13 protein-coding genes are annotated in these 20,250 nt (G+C 53.2%); 1 reads left to right on the forward strand and 12 read right to left on the reverse strand.

What is annotated here, in order from left to right; translation table 11 throughout:
* Positions 1–46: 46 nt before the first annotated feature.
* From PSR63_RS26350 to PSR63_RS28320, 11 genes are all read right to left on the reverse strand, one after another.
* Entirely contained in the window at positions 47–2,104 is a 2,058-nt protein-coding gene (locus PSR63_RS26350) for a hypothetical protein (RefSeq protein ID WP_274329070.1), read from the reverse strand.
* A 288-nt stretch (positions 2,105–2,392) separates the two neighbouring features.
* Positions 2,393–3,553, reverse strand: coding sequence for a serine hydrolase domain-containing protein (locus PSR63_RS26355; protein ID WP_274329071.1), 1,161 nt, complete (start codon positions 3,551–3,553; stop codon positions 2,393–2,395).
* Between the two features lie 126 nt (positions 3,554–3,679).
* Positions 3,680–5,515 (reverse strand): alpha/beta hydrolase family protein, encoded by a 1,836-nt coding sequence (locus tag PSR63_RS26360; RefSeq protein WP_274329072.1) that lies wholly within the window; start codon positions 5,513–5,515, stop codon positions 3,680–3,682.
* A 56-nt stretch (positions 5,516–5,571) separates the two neighbouring features.
* Positions 5,572–6,987, reverse strand: a complete 1,416-nt coding sequence (locus PSR63_RS26365) for a sulfatase family protein (protein WP_274329073.1) — start codon at positions 6,985–6,987, stop codon at positions 5,572–5,574.
* A 121-nt stretch (positions 6,988–7,108) separates the two neighbouring features.
* Positions 7,109–8,602, reverse strand: a complete 1,494-nt coding sequence (locus tag PSR63_RS26370; protein ID WP_274329074.1) for a DUF7133 domain-containing protein — start codon at positions 8,600–8,602, stop codon at positions 7,109–7,111.
* Positions 8,595–10,967, reverse strand: a complete 2,373-nt coding sequence (locus PSR63_RS26375; protein WP_274329076.1) for a c-type cytochrome — start codon at positions 10,965–10,967, stop codon at positions 8,595–8,597. Before PSR63_RS26375 ends, PSR63_RS26370 begins: the two co-directional genes overlap by 8 nt.
* Before the next feature lie 131 nt (positions 10,968–11,098).
* The gene (locus PSR63_RS26380; RefSeq protein WP_274329077.1) at positions 11,099–12,493 is read right to left on the reverse strand and encodes a DUF1552 domain-containing protein; all 1,395 of its coding nucleotides are present in this window, start codon (positions 12,491–12,493) and stop codon (positions 11,099–11,101) included.
* 53 nt (positions 12,494–12,546) lie between these two features.
* Complete coding sequence (locus PSR63_RS26385; protein WP_274329078.1) at positions 12,547–15,066, reverse strand: DUF1588 domain-containing protein; 2,520 nt, start codon at positions 15,064–15,066, stop codon at positions 12,547–12,549.
* An 83-nt stretch (positions 15,067–15,149) separates the two neighbouring features.
* Positions 15,150–17,036 carry a hypothetical protein gene (locus tag PSR63_RS26390; protein WP_274329080.1) on the reverse strand — a complete coding sequence of 629 codons (1,887 nt, stop codon included), beginning with the start codon at positions 17,034–17,036 and terminating at the stop codon, positions 15,150–15,152.
* Between the two features lie 140 nt (positions 17,037–17,176).
* The gene (locus tag PSR63_RS26395) at positions 17,177–17,602 is read right to left on the reverse strand and encodes an Ig-like domain-containing protein (protein WP_274329081.1); all 426 of its coding nucleotides are present in this window, start codon (positions 17,600–17,602) and stop codon (positions 17,177–17,179) included.
* A gap of 167 nt (positions 17,603–17,769) precedes the next feature.
* On the reverse strand, positions 17,770–18,069 hold the full coding sequence (locus PSR63_RS28320; protein WP_443111071.1) for an H-X9-DG-CTERM domain-containing protein: 300 nt from the start codon (positions 18,067–18,069) through the stop codon (positions 17,770–17,772).
* A 64-nt stretch (positions 18,070–18,133) separates the two neighbouring features.
* Here PSR63_RS28320 and PSR63_RS26400 point away from each other — a divergent pair, with 64 nt between their 5' ends.
* The gene (locus PSR63_RS26400) at positions 18,134–19,297 is read left to right on the forward strand and encodes a substrate-binding domain-containing protein (RefSeq protein ID WP_274329082.1); all 1,164 of its coding nucleotides are present in this window, start codon (positions 18,134–18,136) and stop codon (positions 19,295–19,297) included.
* Between the two features lie 238 nt (positions 19,298–19,535).
* Here the strand turns inward: PSR63_RS26400 and PSR63_RS26405 are convergent, their stop codons facing one another.
* On the reverse strand, positions 19,536–20,192 hold the full coding sequence (locus PSR63_RS26405; RefSeq protein WP_274329083.1) for a hypothetical protein: 657 nt from the start codon (positions 20,190–20,192) through the stop codon (positions 19,536–19,538).
* Positions 20,193–20,250 lie beyond the last annotated feature (58 nt).

Below are 20,250 nucleotides of genomic sequence, written 5' to 3' on the forward strand. Positions count from 1 at the left end.
AGATGAGCTTTTGTCGCATTCCGCATCGGGTCTCGCCTCTCTCGTTTTACGGAACTCGGACCGGCCCGATAAGCGGTGGAAGCACGGGCTTGGCAATTCCGAAAAACACTACGGCTCCGTGCCCTCCGAAGCGGGTTGAAATGGCCTCGGGCGGGACCTTCTGAAAGCCTGCCTTCTCGGGTAGCTGCCAATTGTTGGCTGCCCATACATTGCCAGCAGAATCAACGGCAACATCCGTGATAATTTGAAGGCCTCCCACATAGCCACCAGGTGGAGAGATCGCGTCCCCCGTCTTAAGCCCTTTGGGGATAGTCTCTGTTCTTGCCCCGCACAGCTGCATAATTGCCTGCCCCGTGGAGTTCGCAACCCAGACGTGGTCGTCTCCATCGATAGCAACACCCCACGGTCCATTCATCGTCTTTCCCGCGTTGAATGGTCCCAACACGGTGCCATCCGCACGAATCATCGATACGTCACCGCCAGGGAACTTCTGCAAGATCTCAAACAGGCTGATCCATTCCTCGGCCGCTTGTTGATCCTTCGACGAATTTCCGAAACGCTGCTCAACCTTTGCTTTCAGCGCTGTCTTCACGAGCTCGAGCTTCTCTCGCAGCACGGGATGGCCGACCGTGTTACAGACCCAGGCATTTCCCAGGCGATCAATGGCAACTGCTCGGGGGGCGAAGCCCACCTCAAACTCCGCTGCGTTGCCAGGATCGCTGGCAGGGAAGCGTACGACCGTGTTTGAACCGCTGTTGGTTACCCAAATTTGATCCTTAGCGTCAATCGCCAGATGGAACGGAGCTTTGACTTTTAGCGTTCCATCCGTTGGTTTCCCATCCTCGGTATGCCCCAGGATTCGTCCCTTCGAGGCGTCGCCCCCGGGTAGGTGCACAACCTGGTCGTTTTGATTGTCGAGAGCCCAAACGTCTCCATTTGGAGTCACGATAATGCCTTGCATCTGGCCAAGCTTTCCACCGAAGTTATAGCCGGTTGCAGGAGAAAGTGGCTTGCCCGTGATTCGATCAAATACTGAAATGTTCTTACCGGCGAGACTCGTGGTCCAAACCTTATCATCCACTCCGATCGCCAATCCGAACCCGGGGCCGTCGACGCCACCACCTCGAAAACCAACAGTCATCGGCGAGAGTGGTCGGCCATTGGAAGACAGTTTGGAGATTCCACCTCCGAAAGAAGAGAAGATCGTTGACTGGGCTCCGACCAGAAAGTTGTCGCCTGCCCAGAAATTTCCTTCGCCATCGATCGCAATCCCACCTAGCGAGTTCAGACCCCCGCCGGCATAAACCAGCGAAAGAGTCCATGCACGAGGTGGATAACTGAGATAGGGAATCACAGGCACTTCCCGCCAGGCCTCACCTTCGGCAACCGGATAGAGCTTTTCGAACAGCTCAAATATCTCTTTGGCGTTGTGCGCTGGATTCCGTGCGATGTTTTGCATCGCCGCAAGCGTATCAGCTGGAGCCTCGTCGCCTGGCGGTGTCGCTAGCGCAAGCAATTGTTCGATTAATTCAGGACGACGAATGCAGGCCGACAAGAGATTACTCAGCGTGTTAAACTTTGCCAGAGTCGTGGTCTGTGAACTATTGAGCCCATCCTGAATGACTGTTCCCAGCTTGCCTGTTTCTACATCAACCAGATTTGGCACGTTATCGGCAGCAATTTGCAAACCCAACGCGTGCCCTTTCATCTGATCGCCATCGAGAAACTGTGCCGCAGTCCAGACTGAACCAACGGTGGTCAGTTCATTGACCGTCACGCGTTCTGGTGGCGTCTTTCCCAAAGTGGCCATGAGCACGATAGCCGGATGAGGTCCCTTCGCCAAAACATAGAGCACTCCATCTCGCTTATCTTGGGCATCGAAAGTGAGCTTGAAGTGCCCTTCCTTATCAGTCGTCACTTCCGCGAGCTTGATCGGCGCGTTGTCTGCCGTTTGCCAAAGCGATACGACGGAGCCGGCAATCGGGCTCAGACTACCCTCGACTTGCCCGGTGATGACTTCACTGCCGTGGGCGGGTGATGCCAGGGTTACTCCACAGAGTAACAGCACGACAAACTTCAAGAGAATCAACTGGTGCCAACTCATAACTCGTCTCTTTGTATTTATCCTGTCTCGCCATTCTCGCGGTATCGATTGCCGATAGAAGACACAGCAATCGGAAAGGCAAGTGTCCTTCACCTTGAACGGGGAGTCGCAGTTGGTCAACAAAAAAGGGCCAGAGTGACCAACATTTAGGACTTAATTAACACCGAACGCAAAACCACGAAGAAGCCAGATCGCCATAGCCGATGGCGAGCCCCCATTGGTTGCGTACATAAATGGACAACTACTGCGCGAAAGTGGGTTGAGAATACTTTCCGAGATAAAAGCGACCTAGTTCGGTCCGAGTCGCTCGATTGCCGCGCGGCGGAATGCTTCCTGCGACTTGCCGCCTTCGCCGGGAAAACCAGCGTGCTGCACCAGCCAGATCAGAATCAGGCCTTGCTTCTTATCGAGGTAGGAGTTAGTTGAATAGGCGCCGCCATGGCCAACGCGATCGCCCGTCGAGAAGCCAAAGCCGTACTGGTTTTGTAAGTCGCCAGTCTGCTTGCTGGTCATCGTCGCCACTGCTTCCTCCGACAGGTAACGACGCCCGTCAAGCTCTCCTCCATTGGCCAGCATCCGGTAGAATCGCGACAGGTCCATGGCCGTGGCAAACAGCCCTCCGGCTGGCATCGGATAACGATCCTTTCGATCGGTCAGCGGGTATTGCAATTGGCCGATCGTCGTCTCTTCCAGTCCGCTACCACCTGAACCAGGCTTGTACGATTTGGCGATCCGGGCCGCTTGGTCCTCGGTCGGCCAGAACGTCGCGTCGTTCATACCTAGCGGTGTGAACAGCCGCTCTTGTAGAAACGTCTCAAACGTCTGACCGGATACAACTTCAATAATCCGTCCGGCCGTGTTGATGCCAGAGTTGCTGTACTGGTACTTGGTGTCCGGTTCGAATTCAAGCGGCGTCATCGCATAGCTGCGGACTCGATCGGCCAGTGGAAGCCGGTCGAGCGTCGGCGTCTCGATGCGCGAAGCGAATGGCAACCCGCTGGTGTGTGACAAGACATTCGCCACAGTAATCGGATGCTGCGGTTTCTTCAGCAAAATGTGATCATCGCTTCTCTCAGCGATCACCATTTGCCCTTTGAATTCCGGCAAATACTTCTCGACCGGATCGTCAACGTTGACCTTCCCTTCGTCAACCAGCATCATTAGCGCGGCAGCGGTGATCGGCTTTGACTGCGAAGCGATCCAGAACATGGAATCGGTTTGCATCGCCTTCCCAGCGTCGATATCGGCAGATCCGACCGCTCCTTCGTACCGTACCTTGTGCTTGTCGGCAACAAGCATCACCGCCCCAGCCAGTTCATGGCGATCGACGTACGGCTGCACTGCCGCTGCAATCGAGTCACCGGATGTCTTCTGTGCGAATACGGAAGGTACAAAAACCAGCAAGGCACAAAGCACGAACAGGCAAGTTCGCAGTGATAGGACGTTCATATTGAGGCTCAGGGGGGGATGGGTCGATATTTGGCCAGATACGGCTGATCCAGATTATCAACTTCCGGACGTGGATTCTACTATCTCTCTCGGTAGTCCCCCTTTTCGTAACCAGGCGCTGACATTTCAGTCGACCAACCTAATTTCTCGCAGCACGGCATGGCCTTCTTTCGATGTCAAGTCAAGCTTTGATCTGCTTTCGAGATCGACAAGCGTAATTTCGAACGTCGTTATCTTCGACCATTCCAGCTCTTTACTGTCCTCACTTGTAAAATCTTCTCGCCGAATAATCACTTGCTGTGGCCCCTTACCGTCAATCGTCTTCACGCAGGTAAAGCTGCCAAGATTTTCTGGCCGGCTCAAGAAGCGGCTTCCAACGCTCAGTCGCAGCGCCAAGCGTTTGCCATGCGGATCGATAGTCAATGAAAGCTTCTTGCCATGCGACCGGTCGAGGTCAGGGCTTTGAAATTTATACGTGCTGATACTCCGCTGATCCCTCGAAGACCAGTCCTGGCTACCGTGACTAAAGTCTTCCAATACATTGCGCGTCTTTGGCAGCTTGGCCAGCGACTTTAAATCGACGGTATTCGGAACAACCGCCTGTTCGATTGAGTTCAACACAAACGTTGACGTCTCACCTCGCTCAAGAAGTACCGTCTGAGGTAACTCGTAGTGGCACATCGCGAAGACATACAGCGGCAACTTGTCATGCACAGGCAGCTTGACCGACCAACTCTCGCCAGAACGTTTTGCTTCGGCCTTGTTCCAGAATCGCGTCCGCGCATTTGGGTCATAGCTAAAATAGATATCTGTACTTCCAAGTCGATCCTGATCGGCCGGAGTCACAGTGAATGTTGCCTGACTGCCGTCTATTTTGAATGTCGAAACAGGGGTCTTCGGAATCTTCTGCTCGATTCCCTTCAGATATTGATTGAACCACAAATTCAAAAGCACCCACTGCTCGGGTCCCGGCCCATGGTTCTGGTGAATATTCGTACTGACGCGCCAGTCGCTATGCGGCAGAAGGGCCATCGACCGATAGATTCGCTCGAATGCAGCGTGAAAGTCGTTTGAGGAACTAATGAACATGACTGGACACTTCACCAGCGGCCAATAGGCACTCGCATCAATGGTATTCTTGTAAAGTTCCAGATGCTGAAAATGCTGCCGGATGCTACTTCCTTCGATCCCACCTGGAAAGTCTATGTATTTGAATCCCGTGCCACCAACAAAGGGAACAACGGCTTTGACACGAGAATCGATCGCCGTCAGCGATGTGATCATGCCACCCATCGAATAACCAGCCAAACCGATTCGTTGTGCGTTAACTTCCGGTTGTTCCTCGAGAAATGTTATCGCTCGCCGAGCGGCGACCGCCAGAAGAAACCAGTTAGAATTACGCGGGCTGGGAACCGGATCCAGTGAGAATTCATCGGGCAAAAGATTCTGTTTCCAACCGTTTCTGAGCGCTTTGGAATAGAACTGCGGTCCTTGTGTCGGATCGACTTTGCCCCAATCCGTATTCTCATTGATCTCCGCATCCATAGGTCGACCGAGCCAATTGATATCGACGGTCGCAAAGCCCTGTTTAGCGAAGTAGATCCCTCGGCTCCTTTCGGCTCGCTGGCCTCCGCCGTGGCTCCAGACAAATGCCGCGTTCTTTTTCCCATTGTCCGGAAATGAGTAGTAAGCCGCGATCCGCGCATCTACCCCTTTGAATGTACCGACCTTGAACGTCACGTACCGCGTGACGACCCCGTCGAACTTCCACTCCTTGATGACCTTCACATCGAGCGGTTCATGTCGCGCGTCATAGTCCTTCCACAGGTCCGCCACGGTTTGTGGGACGTCACTGGCTTGGTACGGGGGAAAGGTGTCCTCGGCCAATGCGGACTGAAATAGACCCGTCAGGCCAATGCATAAAACAAGGCTGCTTATGCGCGCGGTGAATTCGCTTACCATGTTTGGGGTCCTAGGTTGATCGGCAGAAAAGCAAAGATGGGCAGGTAATGGCGGCTTCATTCGGAGGGAGACCGTGACCTCAGCTTGGAAAACACATGGCCTGACGGCGACTTGGGGAGGGTCTCTTTCCAGTCATCAATCTCCTGAAGAAGCAGCTTGACAACCTCTGGATTCTCTTTGCTAACGTCGGTTTTCTCGTAGGGATCCGTGGTGATGTCATAGAGCTCGATGTGTGTCGAATCGCGATTGGCAAGTAGTTTCCAGTCGTCATGAACGATGGCCCAGGAAACCCAGTGGTACGGCTGTGCCTTTCTAATTGGCCATGCAGACTGCATCTTCCAAAACAGCGGACTGTCGCGTGTTGTCGTCGGCTGTCCAAGCAGTGTCGCTACTTGGCTGATGCCGTCCGGCTTGTAATCCATTGGCAACGAAGCGCCGGCCAACTCGCAAAATGTCGGCAGAAGATCGACTGCCGAGATCAACGATGTCTTGTCGACCTTGTCGGCCGCGATCTTACCTGGCCAGCGAGCAATGAACGGGACCCCGATGCCCCCTTCAAAAAGCGCCGACTTATAACCTTTGCGGCCACCGGTGATTCCCTTCGCGGCACCAATCCCCCAGCCGGCTCCCGTTGCCGTGTCGTACTGCAGGCTCAACTCCGTAGGACCAGCTGCTCTTGCAGGGCCGTTGTCCGAGCTGAAGATAACAAGCGTGTTATCAGTCAAATTCAAGCGGTCTAACGTATTCAACACTTGGCCAATTCGGTCATCTGCGTGCGACAGCACCGACGCGTAGATCGCATCGGGGCGGCTTTCCATCTCGCGGAATCGCCACTCGTACTTTGGAACGGTATGGAATGGAGTGTGAGGTTCGTGAATCCACAGATTGATGAAAAACGGTTTGTTCGCTCTATGACTCTTCTCGATGAACGCAATCGCATTATCGGCATCCTCATGAACCGGCATTTGCTCACCGGCACAGTTGAAAGCGCCGTACTCGTCGTACCCGTAGGCACTCGGCAGAGGCGAATCCGGGATCATATCGTTCGCCAGATGCCACTTGCCAAAATGGGCCGTCGCGTATCCGGCTTGCTGAAGAAAACGAGGCAACAGAGGAGCCTGTGGACTCAGCCAGTCAGGCATATTGCGTTTCTGATTCTGCGGTACCCAGGCAAAGTGAGCGTCGATATTGTAACGAGCAGGGAAGTGCCCCGTCATGACGGCAGTCCGACTCGGCGAGCACACGCCGCTTGCGACCGTAAAACGATGGAAGTCTGTGCCTTCTTTGGCCAAGCGGTCTATATTCGGGGTCTTCACGTATGGGTGACCGTGACAACTCAGATCTCCCCAGCCCCAATCGTCGGCAAAGATGAAGAGAATATTTGGTTTCTCGGCAGCAGTTGCCGTTGAATTAACGTGCGCTGCAATAACTATACAAAGGCAGGCAAGTGTGATGCTTGTCTTTCTAAACATGCTTTGTTGTCCGTCAGACAGATATTCGAGAAGAGTCTTATCTTCGCCAGTCTAAAGCAGCGAGAAGATGATGCCGCTTGGAGTATTGTACCTCAGGACAAGACGTGTTTGGATTTAATCACTAACGGCTTGGAATTTCATTCACCGTGTAATACGCATCCTTGTGAAGGAGTTCTTCCTTGTCGCGAGAACGTAGCCCAGCCAAATCGAACTCGTAAACGAATCCTTTTTTCAGCTCCCCAGTCTGAATAATCGCGGAAAAGCCATCCTCAGCTAGCGTTACCGATTCGACAGGACAGCCTTGCTGTTCGATTTCTGGCCCGCCATAACCGGCATGATAGGGATGCGTAAATGCTGAGAGCGCGTAGTTCTCTGCTTTCTGACCACTGAGCTGGTCAACGGCCTTCGTAAATGTCAACTTAAATCCATTCGGCTCGATGGTGATGCGATTGATCTCGAATGGCATCTCTCCACTCCATTCGATTCGCTCCAATGCAAATGGTTTAATTCCGCGGACTGGCCATCCTCGATTCGTTCCGCCACACAAGAGATTTCCCTCTGGCGTAAATGCGACATCCAGAATTCCGGTCGAAAGTCCTTCCCGAAACGGATAACACGCTCCTTGCCAGACACCATTTACCTCTTCCGTGGTTGCCCTCATCACGACAGAGAGGGTGTAGTCGCCCATGAACATTTGCCCCTCAAATGGTCCAAATTTTCCCTGGGTATTATTTACGGCAAAGTCGGTAATCGAACGTCCCATGCGGATGTAAGGAAAGACAACGGCATAAGGAACCAATTGCTCGACCCGCTTGCTCTCCGACGCGATTCGCGTGCCTGAATTCGGTTGCTTGGGCACCGGCCCTAACTCTGGTGCATACTTGTACCACTCAAAACTAGCCGGGTGACCATGAAAGCTTTGTGGCGACACGGCCTTGAGACTACAGGAGCAATTCCAGGGGCCTTGGCTTTCGATGTAGAACAGGGCACCATGTTCATCAAACCCGATACCGCCGGGACTTCTCAGGCCACTGGCGTACGCAGTTGTCTTTCCATCGGGCGAAACCTTCATGATCATTCCGCGGTGCAATGCACGGGAATAATAAGAGGCAGACAGCCCAAGGGCGATGAACTGATTTCCGTTCGGGTCAAGTTCTGATCCAAACGCATATTCGTGGTAGTTCGCGTATCCCCAACCGTCGGAAAGGGTCTCGAATCGATCAGCCTTTCCATCATTGTTGGTATCACTGACACGCGTTAACTCGCAACTTTGCGTCACGCGAAACCCGTTCCCGTCCCAGATGAGACCGAAGATTTCATCTAGGCCGGATGCAAATAGTTCATACGATGGATTGGGCTTCTCGGCGTCGATCCCACTTATGATGTAAATATCACCGCGCCGCGTGCCGACGGCCATCTTGCCGTTGGGCAACATGGTAAATGCACCGGCTTCGATAACCGAGTCTTTCGGCATGGGAATGTTGACGATCGGATAATACTCACGCTCGCGCTGTTGTGTGCCCCATCGATCACCAACATCTTCGGCGCAAACCGTCCCAAAATTCAGAGAGACAGCCAGTAGTGCGAACGCTAGATGTTGCCAGTATTTATTCATTTGCCAACTCATAGTCCAACTCGATCACCGACTTACCTTGGGGCAACGACAAACGCAGTAGCAGTTCCGAATGCTCCGGATCGCCTGTCTGCGGTCGCAGAGTCGCATCTGTTTTCGGAAAGGTCAATCGCAGCTTGCCACTTCGATAAATTGCTTCCGTTTCTCGTGCAACCTCGCCAGTCAATGCTCGGAATAGAATAGTTTCGGGCTTGGGTGAATCGAACGTCAACCGGCGTTTCAGCCGCTTGGTGTCCTTCTCCCTAGTCGCCACGGAGTAATCCTTGATCTCAATGTCGCCCAATCGATACAGAAACGTTGGGATGGAATTGTCATCGAGGAAATAGCCCTGGAACTGGTAGCCGAGATTCTTCGGATAAAGCGGGTCAGGATTGACCGGAGCTTCCTTCGTCATGACCGGCAGTAGTGGCCAGGGCTCACCTTCTTCTCCGGGGTGGATAAATGATACGTCCTGGGCCAAAGTGATTGCCCTCTCAGCCGGATTGAAATCGCCAGCTCCCTGTCCGCTCCAATTGACTCGGACAAACTCGCCAGGCCAAATTGCCGAAAGGGTTCCCGTTTCAGCATTGAATGAATAGTTCAACCCTTCTGGAAAGCCTACCGCGATTCCACGAAAGCCAGCAACGCGGCTGCGGCCCCGATACACTCTTGCTTGATCTCCAACAACCAGGTTGGTATTCACCTGCTGGATACCTGGAGGAATTGGAGCCGATGTCCCTAGGGAAAGGTAATCCCAGATCGCATTGATCTGCTTGTCTGTGTCCCCATCCAAAATGTTCTTATAGGCGGCGACCCCATTAGGCCAGGCAGTTGGCATAACCGTTCGGGGCCGGTAGGCACCTGGGTTTCTTAGGAATTGATGAAACCACTGCTTGTTCAAACGCTGCGGCATTGTGAGCAAATCAATGCCTTTGTTCACCGGTGCCGGCAAGCCATTGAAATTGTGACAGGCAACACAGTTCAAACCTTTATCACCAAGTAGCTCCCGGGCCGCTGCCCGAATTTCCTTCTGCTCTTCACGACTTATCTTGGGTTCTTCGCCTGGTGATGAAAGAACAAGCTCGGGGTGCTTCTCGGCATGCAGTCGCTGAAGCAGATCAGGCACGTGATGAAGATTGTCCCGTCCATACTGCGGCATTCGCGTCATCATGTAGGGACGCACGCTTTCGCCATCAAAAAGGACCTTCTTCAAGGCCAAGGATTGTAGCTTCTCCTCGACACCAGTAAGCGGAGGCGGAATACGGCCATCGTCTCCCAGGTTCTTTTCCGTCGTCTCGAAGAACGGATTATAGTCCGGGTGAATTCCTCCGTATTCATCTCGACGATGGCAAGCAATACAGTTGAACGCCGTGAGTGTCTTGGCCAATAGCCCTTCGTCCGTCTCAGGCTCCGCCGGTTCACGAAACGAAACGGCAATCGCCTCCGCTTTGGATTCGTCAAGTTCATAACGCGGATTGGGGCCCGGCGTATCCGACAGGCATCCACGTTTCCAATCCGCTTCCTGTAGCGACACAACTTTCGGAGCAGGGGAGATTCCACTCACCGTATGGCAAGCGGCACAGTTTAGTTGGGTGAAATACTCCCTCCCTTTGGCCACCAGCGTGGGCTGAGGGGCAAGCTTAGACTTCGGCTGTGAGTTCTGCTCAGCCAGGTAGAGGGCAATCGAATCGGCCTCTTCACGGGTCAGCTTCATGTCAGGCATGCGTCCGGTAGGCCTGACGTTTAAAGGCTGAAACAAGAATTGACTAAGCGAATCAGCGTGATACTTGCCAGCAATATGGTCCAGCGAGATCGCCTGCGGATCGAACGTCGGTTTCTCGACAAGATCCTCGTCCTCGTACCGTTCGCCTTGGGACACCTCTTGTTTAGGCTTCTCCCGTGGACCGTGACAGGCGACACAGCCAACCGTGTGAAAAAGCGTTTTCCCCTTTTCAAGAGAGCTGCTTCGTTCGATGTCCGGCTGGATAGCCGTTTCAGATTGAGCGACCAAGAAGTGAGTGAGTGCTTCGGCGATCACTTTCTTCTCTTCATCCGATTTTGACGTAAGCATATCCGGCATCGTTGTCCCCTGGTGCGCGGTACTGGGGGCTTCGATAAACCGGCGAATATAGTCGTGCGATAGACGCGATCCGACTTGCGATAGATCAGGGGCAAGTTTTTCAATGACCGAGTCCTGCTGTATTCCAGCATGACAGGCCGCGCACCGCAGTTCCGAAACTAGCAAGTCACCCACCTGACGTTCGTTCAATGGGTGATTACCGGGAAGTGGGCTATCAGCTGCTTGGGAGAGATTTGCTGCGCCCAGCACAATAGCCAGCAGAAAGAACCTTGGAATAGCTCGAAACACGTAGGCCTCCGATATCTTTGGCGCTTGTTCTCAGAATTGAAAATAGGCCATAGCAGCTCAAGCATTCGCTCCGATGCGACGGGTGGATCGGAACTTTAATTACCTAGCCGTCATTTCGACTCTCATTGATTCTAAACCAAGAATTGCCGGATGGGACCCTTTTGATCCAGATGCTGCAGACCTACGTCGAGTGATCCGAAGTGTTCGATTCCATTTCCATACGCATTGAGTAGCGTTGTGTACCAGTTCCCCAGCGTCTTGTGTCCTTCTTGGCCGTATTTCGGAAGACGAATGTAACGACGGCCGAGGTCGAGCCGACAATTATCCCCCGCCATGACGACGAATGGAAACTCCGTCCCATGCGAGTGATGCGTCTCGCCCGAGTCGGGGAAGTAGAACAACATCGTGTTGTCGAACATCGTTCCACCTGCTTCCGGAATGCTTTTCAGGCGCGTGACGATACGCTCGACAAGCGTCATGTGGTGCTGTCGACACCGAGAACGAATCTCCTCGGCTTCCACTCCTCGGACAGATTTGCCGTGACCGATATCGTGCATGTTCACTTTCTCGCCTTCGAGCCCCGGAATGCCCGTGTACGAATGGCCCAATTCATCGACCGTAAACGCAGCCACGTTGGTGAGTCCCGAGATTAACGCTCCCAGCAGGACTTCCGCGTGGCCGACTTGTCGGTCAAAAGTGCTTACGTCGGTATCCAGGTATTTCGGATCTAACTCTGGAACGTGTTGACGGATAACATCTGCCATCGCATCGATCTTTTCATTCCTCCTGCGGATTTCTTCGATCGCTCCCGAGTAATTCGTGATTTTTGCCTTCTCGTAGCCATCCAGACCGCGAGCCTGGGCATTCTCGTTTCCGGCGACAAATTTCAGCAGCATTCGATCCAGTTGATACTGACTCTGCGCCGACTGATCCTTTGCGACCGACTTGAACAACTCTGCCAAGGCGATTTTCGGCGAACCATAGGCATAGTTTGGCTGCTGCGGACCCCGGGCCGAGAATCCTTGAGCGATTCCATCAAGCGATCCTCGAGCGTTACCTCCGCCGAGCGGAAAGCAGGCTAGTTCAATATGTTCCACAGGCGATGGGAACAGCTTGGCCAACTCGAAGTCGACTGTAGCCCACTTGATCGAACTGATCCGTTCATTGGCTTTATAAACACCAAGCGACGAACACCAGGAATGATGGCCAGTCGTGCACATCTTCCCGGAAAGCCCCTGCAATATGGTCAGGTTGTCCACATGATCGACAAGCGGACTCATCCACTGCGGCAGCTCATGCCCATCCAGATCGACTTCGAATGCCTCTTTTCGCGACTCTTTCTCCATCAGCTTCGCATCGAATGATGGTGGAACCATCACTTTGGGAAAGAGGCCATTTCCGCGATGCATGAAGATAAACCGCATAGGCGACTTAGTCCCTGAGGCAAGGAGCTGCGACGGATTCATCATCGCCATGGCACCCAGGCTGAATAGACTGGTTTGGAGGAAATCGCGTCGTGAAGTCATACTCTGCTCCTGAGATTATTAAGTCGGCGTTTGCCGATGGGTTCTCTGTTTATCTAGGAAGATTTTCGGTACATGAACGAATCGGAAGTTAGCAAGGAAATGATCACTGCCTTGAAGCTTCCGCCACTCTCGACATAGGCTCGATCGGCATCGATCAGCGTTTGCGAGTCGGACAGCATTTCGTTACGCCCCAAGTAAAACCGGAACGCGTGACGAATGATCGACTGTCGAACCCTTTCTGACTTGGCAAGCCGTTCAATCAAGTCAAATGCATCGTCCACATCGCCATCCAGTTCCGGATCTCCCGTGCCGACCAGTTTACCGTTCGATACAACCGGGGCAGTCTTGTAAACGTCGAAGGACGACTTTCCGTTGCCTGACTGAATCAGGTTCTCGGGATCTTCGAGAGCTTCCTCTGTGCGAAAACGGCCAAAATCGTCGAAGGCCTCGAACGCAAGACCTAGAGGATTCATCTGTTTGTGACACTTCCAACATTCGCTTTCCTGCGTTACCATCTCGACACGCTGGCGAAACGTCTTGTGAGGATCTTCTGGGACCTGAGCATCAACCGTAATCGGCACATCGGGAACGCAGCCTGCCAGCAAATTCTCACGAACCCAGCGACCGCGTTTGATTGGGTCGGTATGGAAGTTGGATGAATGCGCAATAAGCCAGGCAGGGTGAGTGAGTATTCCTTTGCGATTTTCGATCTTGAACGGCTGCTCCGGAGGGTAATCCCAGAACTCCTTGGGCTCCAAATCACCGACATACTTGGAAGACTTCCAACTTCCGTAGCGGCCTATGACCGGGGTAGGGGGAAGGTTGTAGAACGGTGCGTGGTGAAAGTAGTATCCGTGCGCCCAAGGGACCGTCGTAAATGGATTGCGTCCCTGTCCAAAAGACTCTTCAAAATAGTGCATGAAGTTGACGAGTTCCCCAGGCTTGGAATTGTCTTTGATCCGCATCGACTGATGCGCCTTGAGAAATTCTAGATTGTCATCGAGAACGCGCTGGGGATCGTTCTTCCAATCGGTCTCCTTGAGGGTTTCGTAGACATCACGCCACTCTTCAATAATCTTCCGGCCAGTCTCGTCATCTTTGTCGTGATAAACAAAGAATTCGTCAAAGGTCAGAAGGTTCTCGAAGACGTTCTCATCCTGTTCGATATGACGGGTGACGATACGATCGGCTTCCAGAATGAGCCAACCTGGCGTTCCCTGGCTGCCACGATCTGGATTCATGTATTTCCCTTCGCTACGCCCTCCGTCCTTGAACACCTTCAATGCAGCTGGATAGCCGAAGAAGTCCCGAAAGAAACGGACTATCCGAGGATGAGAAGTTTCATTGGACTTGTAGTGCTTGCCATTCAGCGAAGAATCGATTTGCCCGCGAAAGTACTCCTCGTCATTAAGAAGCCGTGTTACTTCGCGACGATAGTCCTCTCGGGTTGTTAAGCGTCCCTGTTGGGCGGCCTCGACCAATTGAGTATCTGGGCTTCGATCACCCAAGGCGTACGCGATAGCCAAACTGGCCTCACGCGGCGAAAGCTTCATTCGACCATATTCGTCGAGTGGTCCTTCCCCAAATTCCAACCGGTACAAAAACTCCGATTCGAGCAGTACGGCTGCCAGCATCTCCTGGAGCCCCGCGGTGTTCCCACCCAACTGAATCGCTTCCCCGGTCAGCTCCAGATACTTGTCCACCTCGCTCTCGGTAGCCGGTCGCTGCAGGACAAGCTCGAATTGCTTCCGGATGGCATCAACGATCTCTTCGTCGCTTGGAAGTGAGTCGTTGAGAATAATGATCTCGAACTCTTCCGGCGTAGAGGGAGGCAACCATCGATCTTTCGCATTGGGAAACTCGTTGACCTCCAGTTCCTTGTTCAGCACGCGTGCCCGGTGAATCTGCTTTTCTGCGATCCACTTCGCATTGTCGAGCATGACCAGAAGATGACCACCGTCCAGTGTCGACAGATCGAAGTCGCGGACACCAGAACGCTCTGGCAAGACAAAGGGATTCGTCACGCCATAGAACGATCTTCCATGCTTCGAGTAGAAGTCGCGTTCACGCCCCGTTAACTGAAACAGGTCAATTACGCGTTCATGGAAAATTTGAGGACTTACCCGCCAACGGCGTGCCGGCGTGTAGGGCATCTCGGTGATCTCGCCGGAGAAGAGCTGCTCATGGTCAACGAGGTTTCCGTTCCCAAGGTACGGGAGACGCGCATCCAACTGAGATGCATTGTGACGGCGCAGTTCACGCCTCAGCCAATCGGTCAACTGAGTCTGTTCACGACCCGCAGGCTGCTCCGCTTCTTCCGGTGGCATCAGACCGAAGAATAGTTGGTCTTGAGCCCGGTTCAGCAAGTTGATCTGACCCTCGAGATCAAGCTCTTCGAGGTTATCAAATCGGACGCCACCTTCCGCCGTGTCGGCCCCATGACAATCGTTGCAGTAGCTTTTCAATGTAGCCTGCACGTCTTTCGGCACCGATACCGACGAGGTTGGTTCACCGCAAAGGGCATACGTCCCAGTCAACAACACAAGAAGCGCTGAGAGATACAAGGTTTTCATGGATAGCCTAATCGTCTGTTCGGTAACGCCTAGTTGAGGTTGTTCCGAACCCCAACATGATTTCTTGAGTCGGGAAGGATCGATCACTCTTGGGCTGACTGAAGGATGGTTTTCGCTTCTTCAATCCGCCGCAGCTTATCTTGCTCGCGAAGCGCTTGAATGATCTTGCCTCGATCTCCTCGCGAAATTGGCAGTTCCGTATCGTCGCTGAGGACGCTGCTGGGAACAGACTCAAGCGGCCAGTCGTCACTCCGCTGCGTGGCAAATGGCAGGTCTAAGTTGCCGATCGCTTGGAGATTGGCCAGCGGATTGCGGCCCCATGCATACCGAAATTCAGTAGGTTCCGGCACCATCGGGCTGGTTAAGATGAGCTGACGTTTGTCGTACTGGGTACGGCCACGGTCATCTTGGCCTTTCACCGCATACATCGCTTTGGCGGGATGAAACTTGCGGTCTTTTCCAGCGATCGCGAAGCCGTGAATCTCACCTTCTTCCGGGTCGCCTACTTGGGTATCAAAGGTTAGCCGAACTTCATTGCCAGAGGCCTCCGTGCCCTCCAGCAAGGGTGGCTTCCACTGAAGTTGCCGCTCAAAGCCATATTGGGTTGCCAGTGCCCAGCGGGCAATACGTTCGCCGGCAGGTAGTTTTAGCTGCGGATGGTACCATCGACGGCGGAGATCGTACGTGCTGACAAAGCCAATGTGCTTGTCGTCGGCACGGAAGAGATCCAGGAACGTTTCGTATTGTGCGGCGCGAATATAGACCCCAGCGTCGAACATCATTTCGCAATAGTTGTCACGCGTCTGAGGATCGCCTGCGGTACAAAGTGACAGAATACCAAAGGGCATGTCAGGTTCGTTAAAAGCGCTACGCCATGCGTTGATCATCTCAGGGAAAACGTCGCGGTACATTTCTGCACCCCTGGAACCATCAAACGCGTTGTTGAAACCTTGGTGAAAGATGGCTCCCTTCACCGAGAGCCCAGCCAACGGTGCAATCATGCCTGCATAGCAGTTGCCGGGATAGTTCGCGTCCGCAATAGGACCCGGGCGCAGGTCGCTCGGAGCTTCCAATCGATCTGCCGGGATTTGCTTCCCTTCTTCCCGCTGCTTTTCCAGCCACTTCTGATGTTGTTCGATACGCTTTTCCAGGTCCTCCTGGGCATTCCATTCAGCAACCTTGGTATCAAACTGTGCCAGCTTGGTTTTAGTCGCGTTGCTGTCGAGCGACCGCAGCAAGTTGATTGGAGTCCACGTCTCGACGGTCGTTCCCCCACGGCTGGCATCGATCACCCCGATGGGTACGTTGCTGGCCATGTGAATTCGACGGGCGAAGACATAGCCAATCGCCGATAGCTCTCGGGCGATCTCCGGCGTGCAAACGTCCCAGTCACCTTTGCGAAAATGGCGACTCGACCAGTCGCTCCATTGATGAAGTCGGGCAAAGCTTTGTTTTTCCTCAGGGCCCTGATCATGAGGTATGGACAAGATACGGATCAATGGAAAATTGGCCGAGACCATCTCCAACGCTCCGTTCTCGACCTTGGACAACTCAAACTCCATGTTGCTTTGACCGCCAAGCACCCAGACGTCACCAATGAGAAGGTTGTTGAGCACAAGCGTCTCGTTTTTTCCGCTAACGGTCATCTTCTGCGGAGTACTGTTGGCAGGCATTGCCGAAAGCTCAACCTTCCAGGAGCGATCCTTGTCAGCAGTAGTCGTCGCCTCCTCGCCGGCAAAGCTAACCGTGACCTCCTCGCCTGGTTCCGCCCATCCCCAGATATGAAGCGGCTTATCCCGTTGGAGAACCATGTTGGTCTGGAACAGATTGCTCACACATAGCCCATCTCCGATCGCTGGAACATCAATGACGTCCTCGCGAGGCATCTTCTGTGCGAGCAGTTGTGGAGCGGAGATCATCATGATCCCCATGATGCTGAGGACGATCCATTGGCGGATTTGATTGTTCATCAGGGCAGTCTATCGGTGAGATGTTGTACGGGCAGGGTCTCTGTCGATCGACAGAGCGTTGCGGAAGTATTCGGGAAGGGAAAATAAAATAACCAAAGCATCGACGTCATTTGACGTCGAATACCTGGCAAACACGTGGGTCATGGAGGGGGAATTTGACCGTCATAGACAATGTCGTAATTGAATTCCAAACCGTCCTCAGTTATATCCAATTGAAAGTCGGGGTTATTCGCGGCTTGGCTGTTGAACTGCTTCGGCAAGTAGTTCCGCGGAGAGTCGCCGCGGTAAATCCCAAGTTCTACGACGCAGGGACCGAGCGCCACGCCTGACTGATTGGATACAAATCGCGCCGCATACCTGCCATTGCTATCCGTAATGGCAAGCGACGGACGGACAGGTGCGTCGGGAACAAAAGTCAGTGATACGCCTTCGGCTGGCTGCCCATTCAAAGTGATGGTGCCGTAAACTTCCCCCGTTGGGATCTCCGGACTTTCGGAACAACCCACCAGCAGTGCGACAGCGACCAAGGGGAGAATTCGTTGGAATTCAATCAACTTATAAACCATTTCACTTCTCGTGTATTACTGAGTTCAAATATGGATCAGGCATTCCGCTTGGCCATGTTCACCATTGATGAAACGCACATAAGAAGATTGGCGAGGCCTGCCCCGTCCCCGCCAATCTTGCGGCCAATTTCAAACGGTATTTCCGAGCAAGGATTACTCTACTCGACTCAGAATTCTCCCACCGTTTGGCCGTCTGACCGATCACCTAACTTTTGATAGGTGCCCAGGCTACTGGTGCGACAGTTGTTGCTTTTGGCGATGAAGTGAACCGAACTATCTACAAAAGCGAAATGAGCGCCACCGGGATGAAAATTGCTGCAAGTAAATCCATTCAACCGATTCTTCATTGAATCCTCCAACGCCAGTTGACCTAGTGGGAAAGACGCAAGATTAAGAACAAGGCGCATGAGTTTTTCGGGGGCGTTTGTGGATGCATGAAAGATTTTGCAAGCCAAAAATACGTTCATGGACTAATATTAATTATTAGGAACATCGCTTTCAGGAAAAAGATCATCGTTTTCAGGAATGCTTATGGACGGCAAGACACGTCGCGTTGCTCTGGTTCTGGAGCTCGACTGGGCCTACAAACGACACGCCAGCGTCTACGCAGGGACGCAGCGGTACTTCGATGAACAAGGCTGGGAATCGGTCATCGACGAATACGCACTCGATTCGCTACCGACGCGTCGCGGAAAGACGATCCCCTACGATGGCGTCATCGCGCGGGCGTCTAAATCGTTAGCCGAGCGATGCTCTCAACTGAAAGTTCCTTTGGTGAACGTGTGGAGCAGTTCGCCCTTGCGCGACGAGCTTCCCAGCGTATACCCCGACTACCAGGCCTCAGGGAGATTACGAGCCGAGCACTTGCTTGCCCGTGGGCTCCGCAACTTTGCGGTTCTTGGCTCCCGTCGAGACTCTGCCGACTACCTCGAGTTGCAGGCTTTCGTCGAAACCATCCGCAGCAAGGGCTACGCGTGCGAAGTCGCTTGGATGTCGCGATTGTTCTCAGACACGCTGGACCAGTGGCGGAGTTTCAACCAAACAATCACAACGTGGATGGATAAGTGGGAGTTGCCCATCGGCACGTTTGTCGGCGCAGATAGCGTTGGCCGAATCGTCGTGCAGAAGTGTAAAGAACGAGGCTGGCGCGTTCCTGAAGACGTAGTGATGATTGCCGGACGAAACGAGGAGACGCTTTGCGAAAGCCCTCGTCCTTCCATCACGAGTATGGAGATGGGTTACGAACGCGTCGGATATGAAGCAGCCAAGCTCTTGCATCGCTTGATGGACGGGGAGCAGCTGATTGAGAACACCGTATACATTCCGCCACAAGGATTAGTTGTCCGCGAATCGACCGACTTCCTAATCACAGAAGATGAGTTGATTGCCGCGGCTTTATCATTCATCGCGACCAATAGTCATCGTCGAATTGGACAAGATGACGTTTCCCGAGCGCTGAGCGTAGAGACGCGAACGTTACAGAATCGCTTTCGAAAGGTCTTGGACCAATCCATCGCGGGAACCATTCGCCGAGTCCGATTAGAGCGTGCCAAGCGAGAATTGGTTCAAAGCAATCGATCGTTGAAGAATATTGCACGTGATGCCGGTTTCGGATCAGCCATGCGAATGTACGACCTTTTCAAACGTGAACTTGGCATGACCCCAACCGAGTTTCGAAAGCAACGACGCCTCTGATCATGCACTTCGCTACTTGGAATATCACAACACGCAAAACATCTGCCTAGGCGATTCGAGGATGGCATCGCAGATGTCTGGTCGGTATTCAAGAGGACTGTCTAACATCACCCAGATCCCTCGTGGCCGAAACGGCGCTCGTAATCCACGTCCGTTGGAATTACACGAACGATTGCTGTTTTTTGCTCGGGCTATGTCCTCTATTTCTGGATGCGAGGGAAGCCCGCAACCTATATGCTTAAACCGGCTGTTCTAACCAGAATGTCCCGGCGAACAGTTCCCTACCATCCGCTGCGGTAACGACGTCAATTCCCCACCATACCTGTTGGTTCTGTTTACCACGAAGATGTTCGGGAATTGTAAAGTCGTGTTTGACGTTCATGTGCTCGCGGGCTGCGACAAACCCGATCCGTTCTGTGTGACAATCGGCCCAACCGCGTTCCCAGTCACTGGAAAACAATTCTCCAAAATAGACCGTCAAAGGTGCGTTACCTGAACGGGAACTATGCGGACCTTCTCGCCGTCGCTGACACAATTCAATGAAGATCGTCACGTTCCGCAAAGACTCGCGAGATCGGCTTTTCTGTTGAATCTCCACAAGCAAGCGATTGCCTTCTTGGGAATCACTGCCGCTCACTCGCACTTCCGGTACCGATACTTCGTATCTCGGTCGACTCAGAAACGCAACGCAGCCGGGTGCAAGCATAAGAACGCCGATGGCGGGAAAGATCACAACAAACACGTACAACACGGTTGGAGGGTCGCCATTGGAGAACGCAACTGGAAAGATAACCGCGCACATTGCCGTCCAGAGGCAACCGAATGCAGTGAGGCCACAACTGTCCGAATCCGGCATCTTCAGTAGCCGCAATCGCATAGCACGATAATTTGCCATCACCAACTTGTCTCCGTGCAAACGGCGAAGATCTCTGGTTTGTCGATCATTTCAACTT

The sequence above is a fragment of the Bremerella sp. P1 genome (assembly GCF_028748185.1).
GTDB lineage: Bacteria > Planctomycetota > Planctomycetia > Pirellulales > Pirellulaceae > Bremerella.

Bases quoted from the DNA above. Each gene is read 5' to 3' on its own strand.
- PSR63_RS26350 (WP_274329070.1), bottom strand. From the start codon at position 2,104: ATGAGTTGGCACCAGTTGATTCTCTTGAAGTTTGTCGTGCTGTTACTC.
- PSR63_RS26355 (WP_274329071.1), bottom strand. From the start codon at position 3,553: ATGAACGTCCTATCACTGCGAACTTGCCTGTTCGTGCTTTGTGCCTTG.
- PSR63_RS26360 (WP_274329072.1), bottom strand. From the start codon at position 5,515: ATGGTAAGCGAATTCACCGCGCGCATAAGCAGCCTTGTTTTATGCATT.
- PSR63_RS26365 (WP_274329073.1), bottom strand. From the start codon at position 6,987: ATGTTTAGAAAGACAAGCATCACACTTGCCTGCCTTTGTATAGTTATT.
- PSR63_RS26370 (WP_274329074.1), bottom strand. From the start codon at position 8,602: ATGAATAAATACTGGCAACATCTAGCGTTCGCACTACTGGCTGTCTCT.
- PSR63_RS26380 (WP_274329077.1), bottom strand. From the start codon at position 12,493: ATGACTTCACGACGCGATTTCCTCCAAACCAGTCTATTCAGCCTGGGT.
- PSR63_RS26385 (WP_274329078.1), bottom strand. From the start codon at position 15,066: ATGAAAACCTTGTATCTCTCAGCGCTTCTTGTGTTGTTGACTGGGACG.
- PSR63_RS26390 (WP_274329080.1), bottom strand. From the start codon at position 17,036: ATGAACAATCAAATCCGCCAATGGATCGTCCTCAGCATCATGGGGATC.
- PSR63_RS26395 (WP_274329081.1), bottom strand. From the start codon at position 17,602: ATGGTTTATAAGTTGATTGAATTCCAACGAATTCTCCCCTTGGTCGCT.
- PSR63_RS28320 (WP_443111071.1), bottom strand. From the start codon at position 18,069: ATGAACGTATTTTTGGCTTGCAAAATCTTTCATGCATCCACAAACGCC.
- PSR63_RS26400 (WP_274329082.1), top strand. From the start codon at position 18,134: ATGGACGGCAAGACACGTCGCGTTGCTCTGGTTCTGGAGCTCGACTGG.
- PSR63_RS26405 (WP_274329083.1), bottom strand. From the start codon at position 20,192: ATGGCAAATTATCGTGCTATGCGATTGCGGCTACTGAAGATGCCGGAT.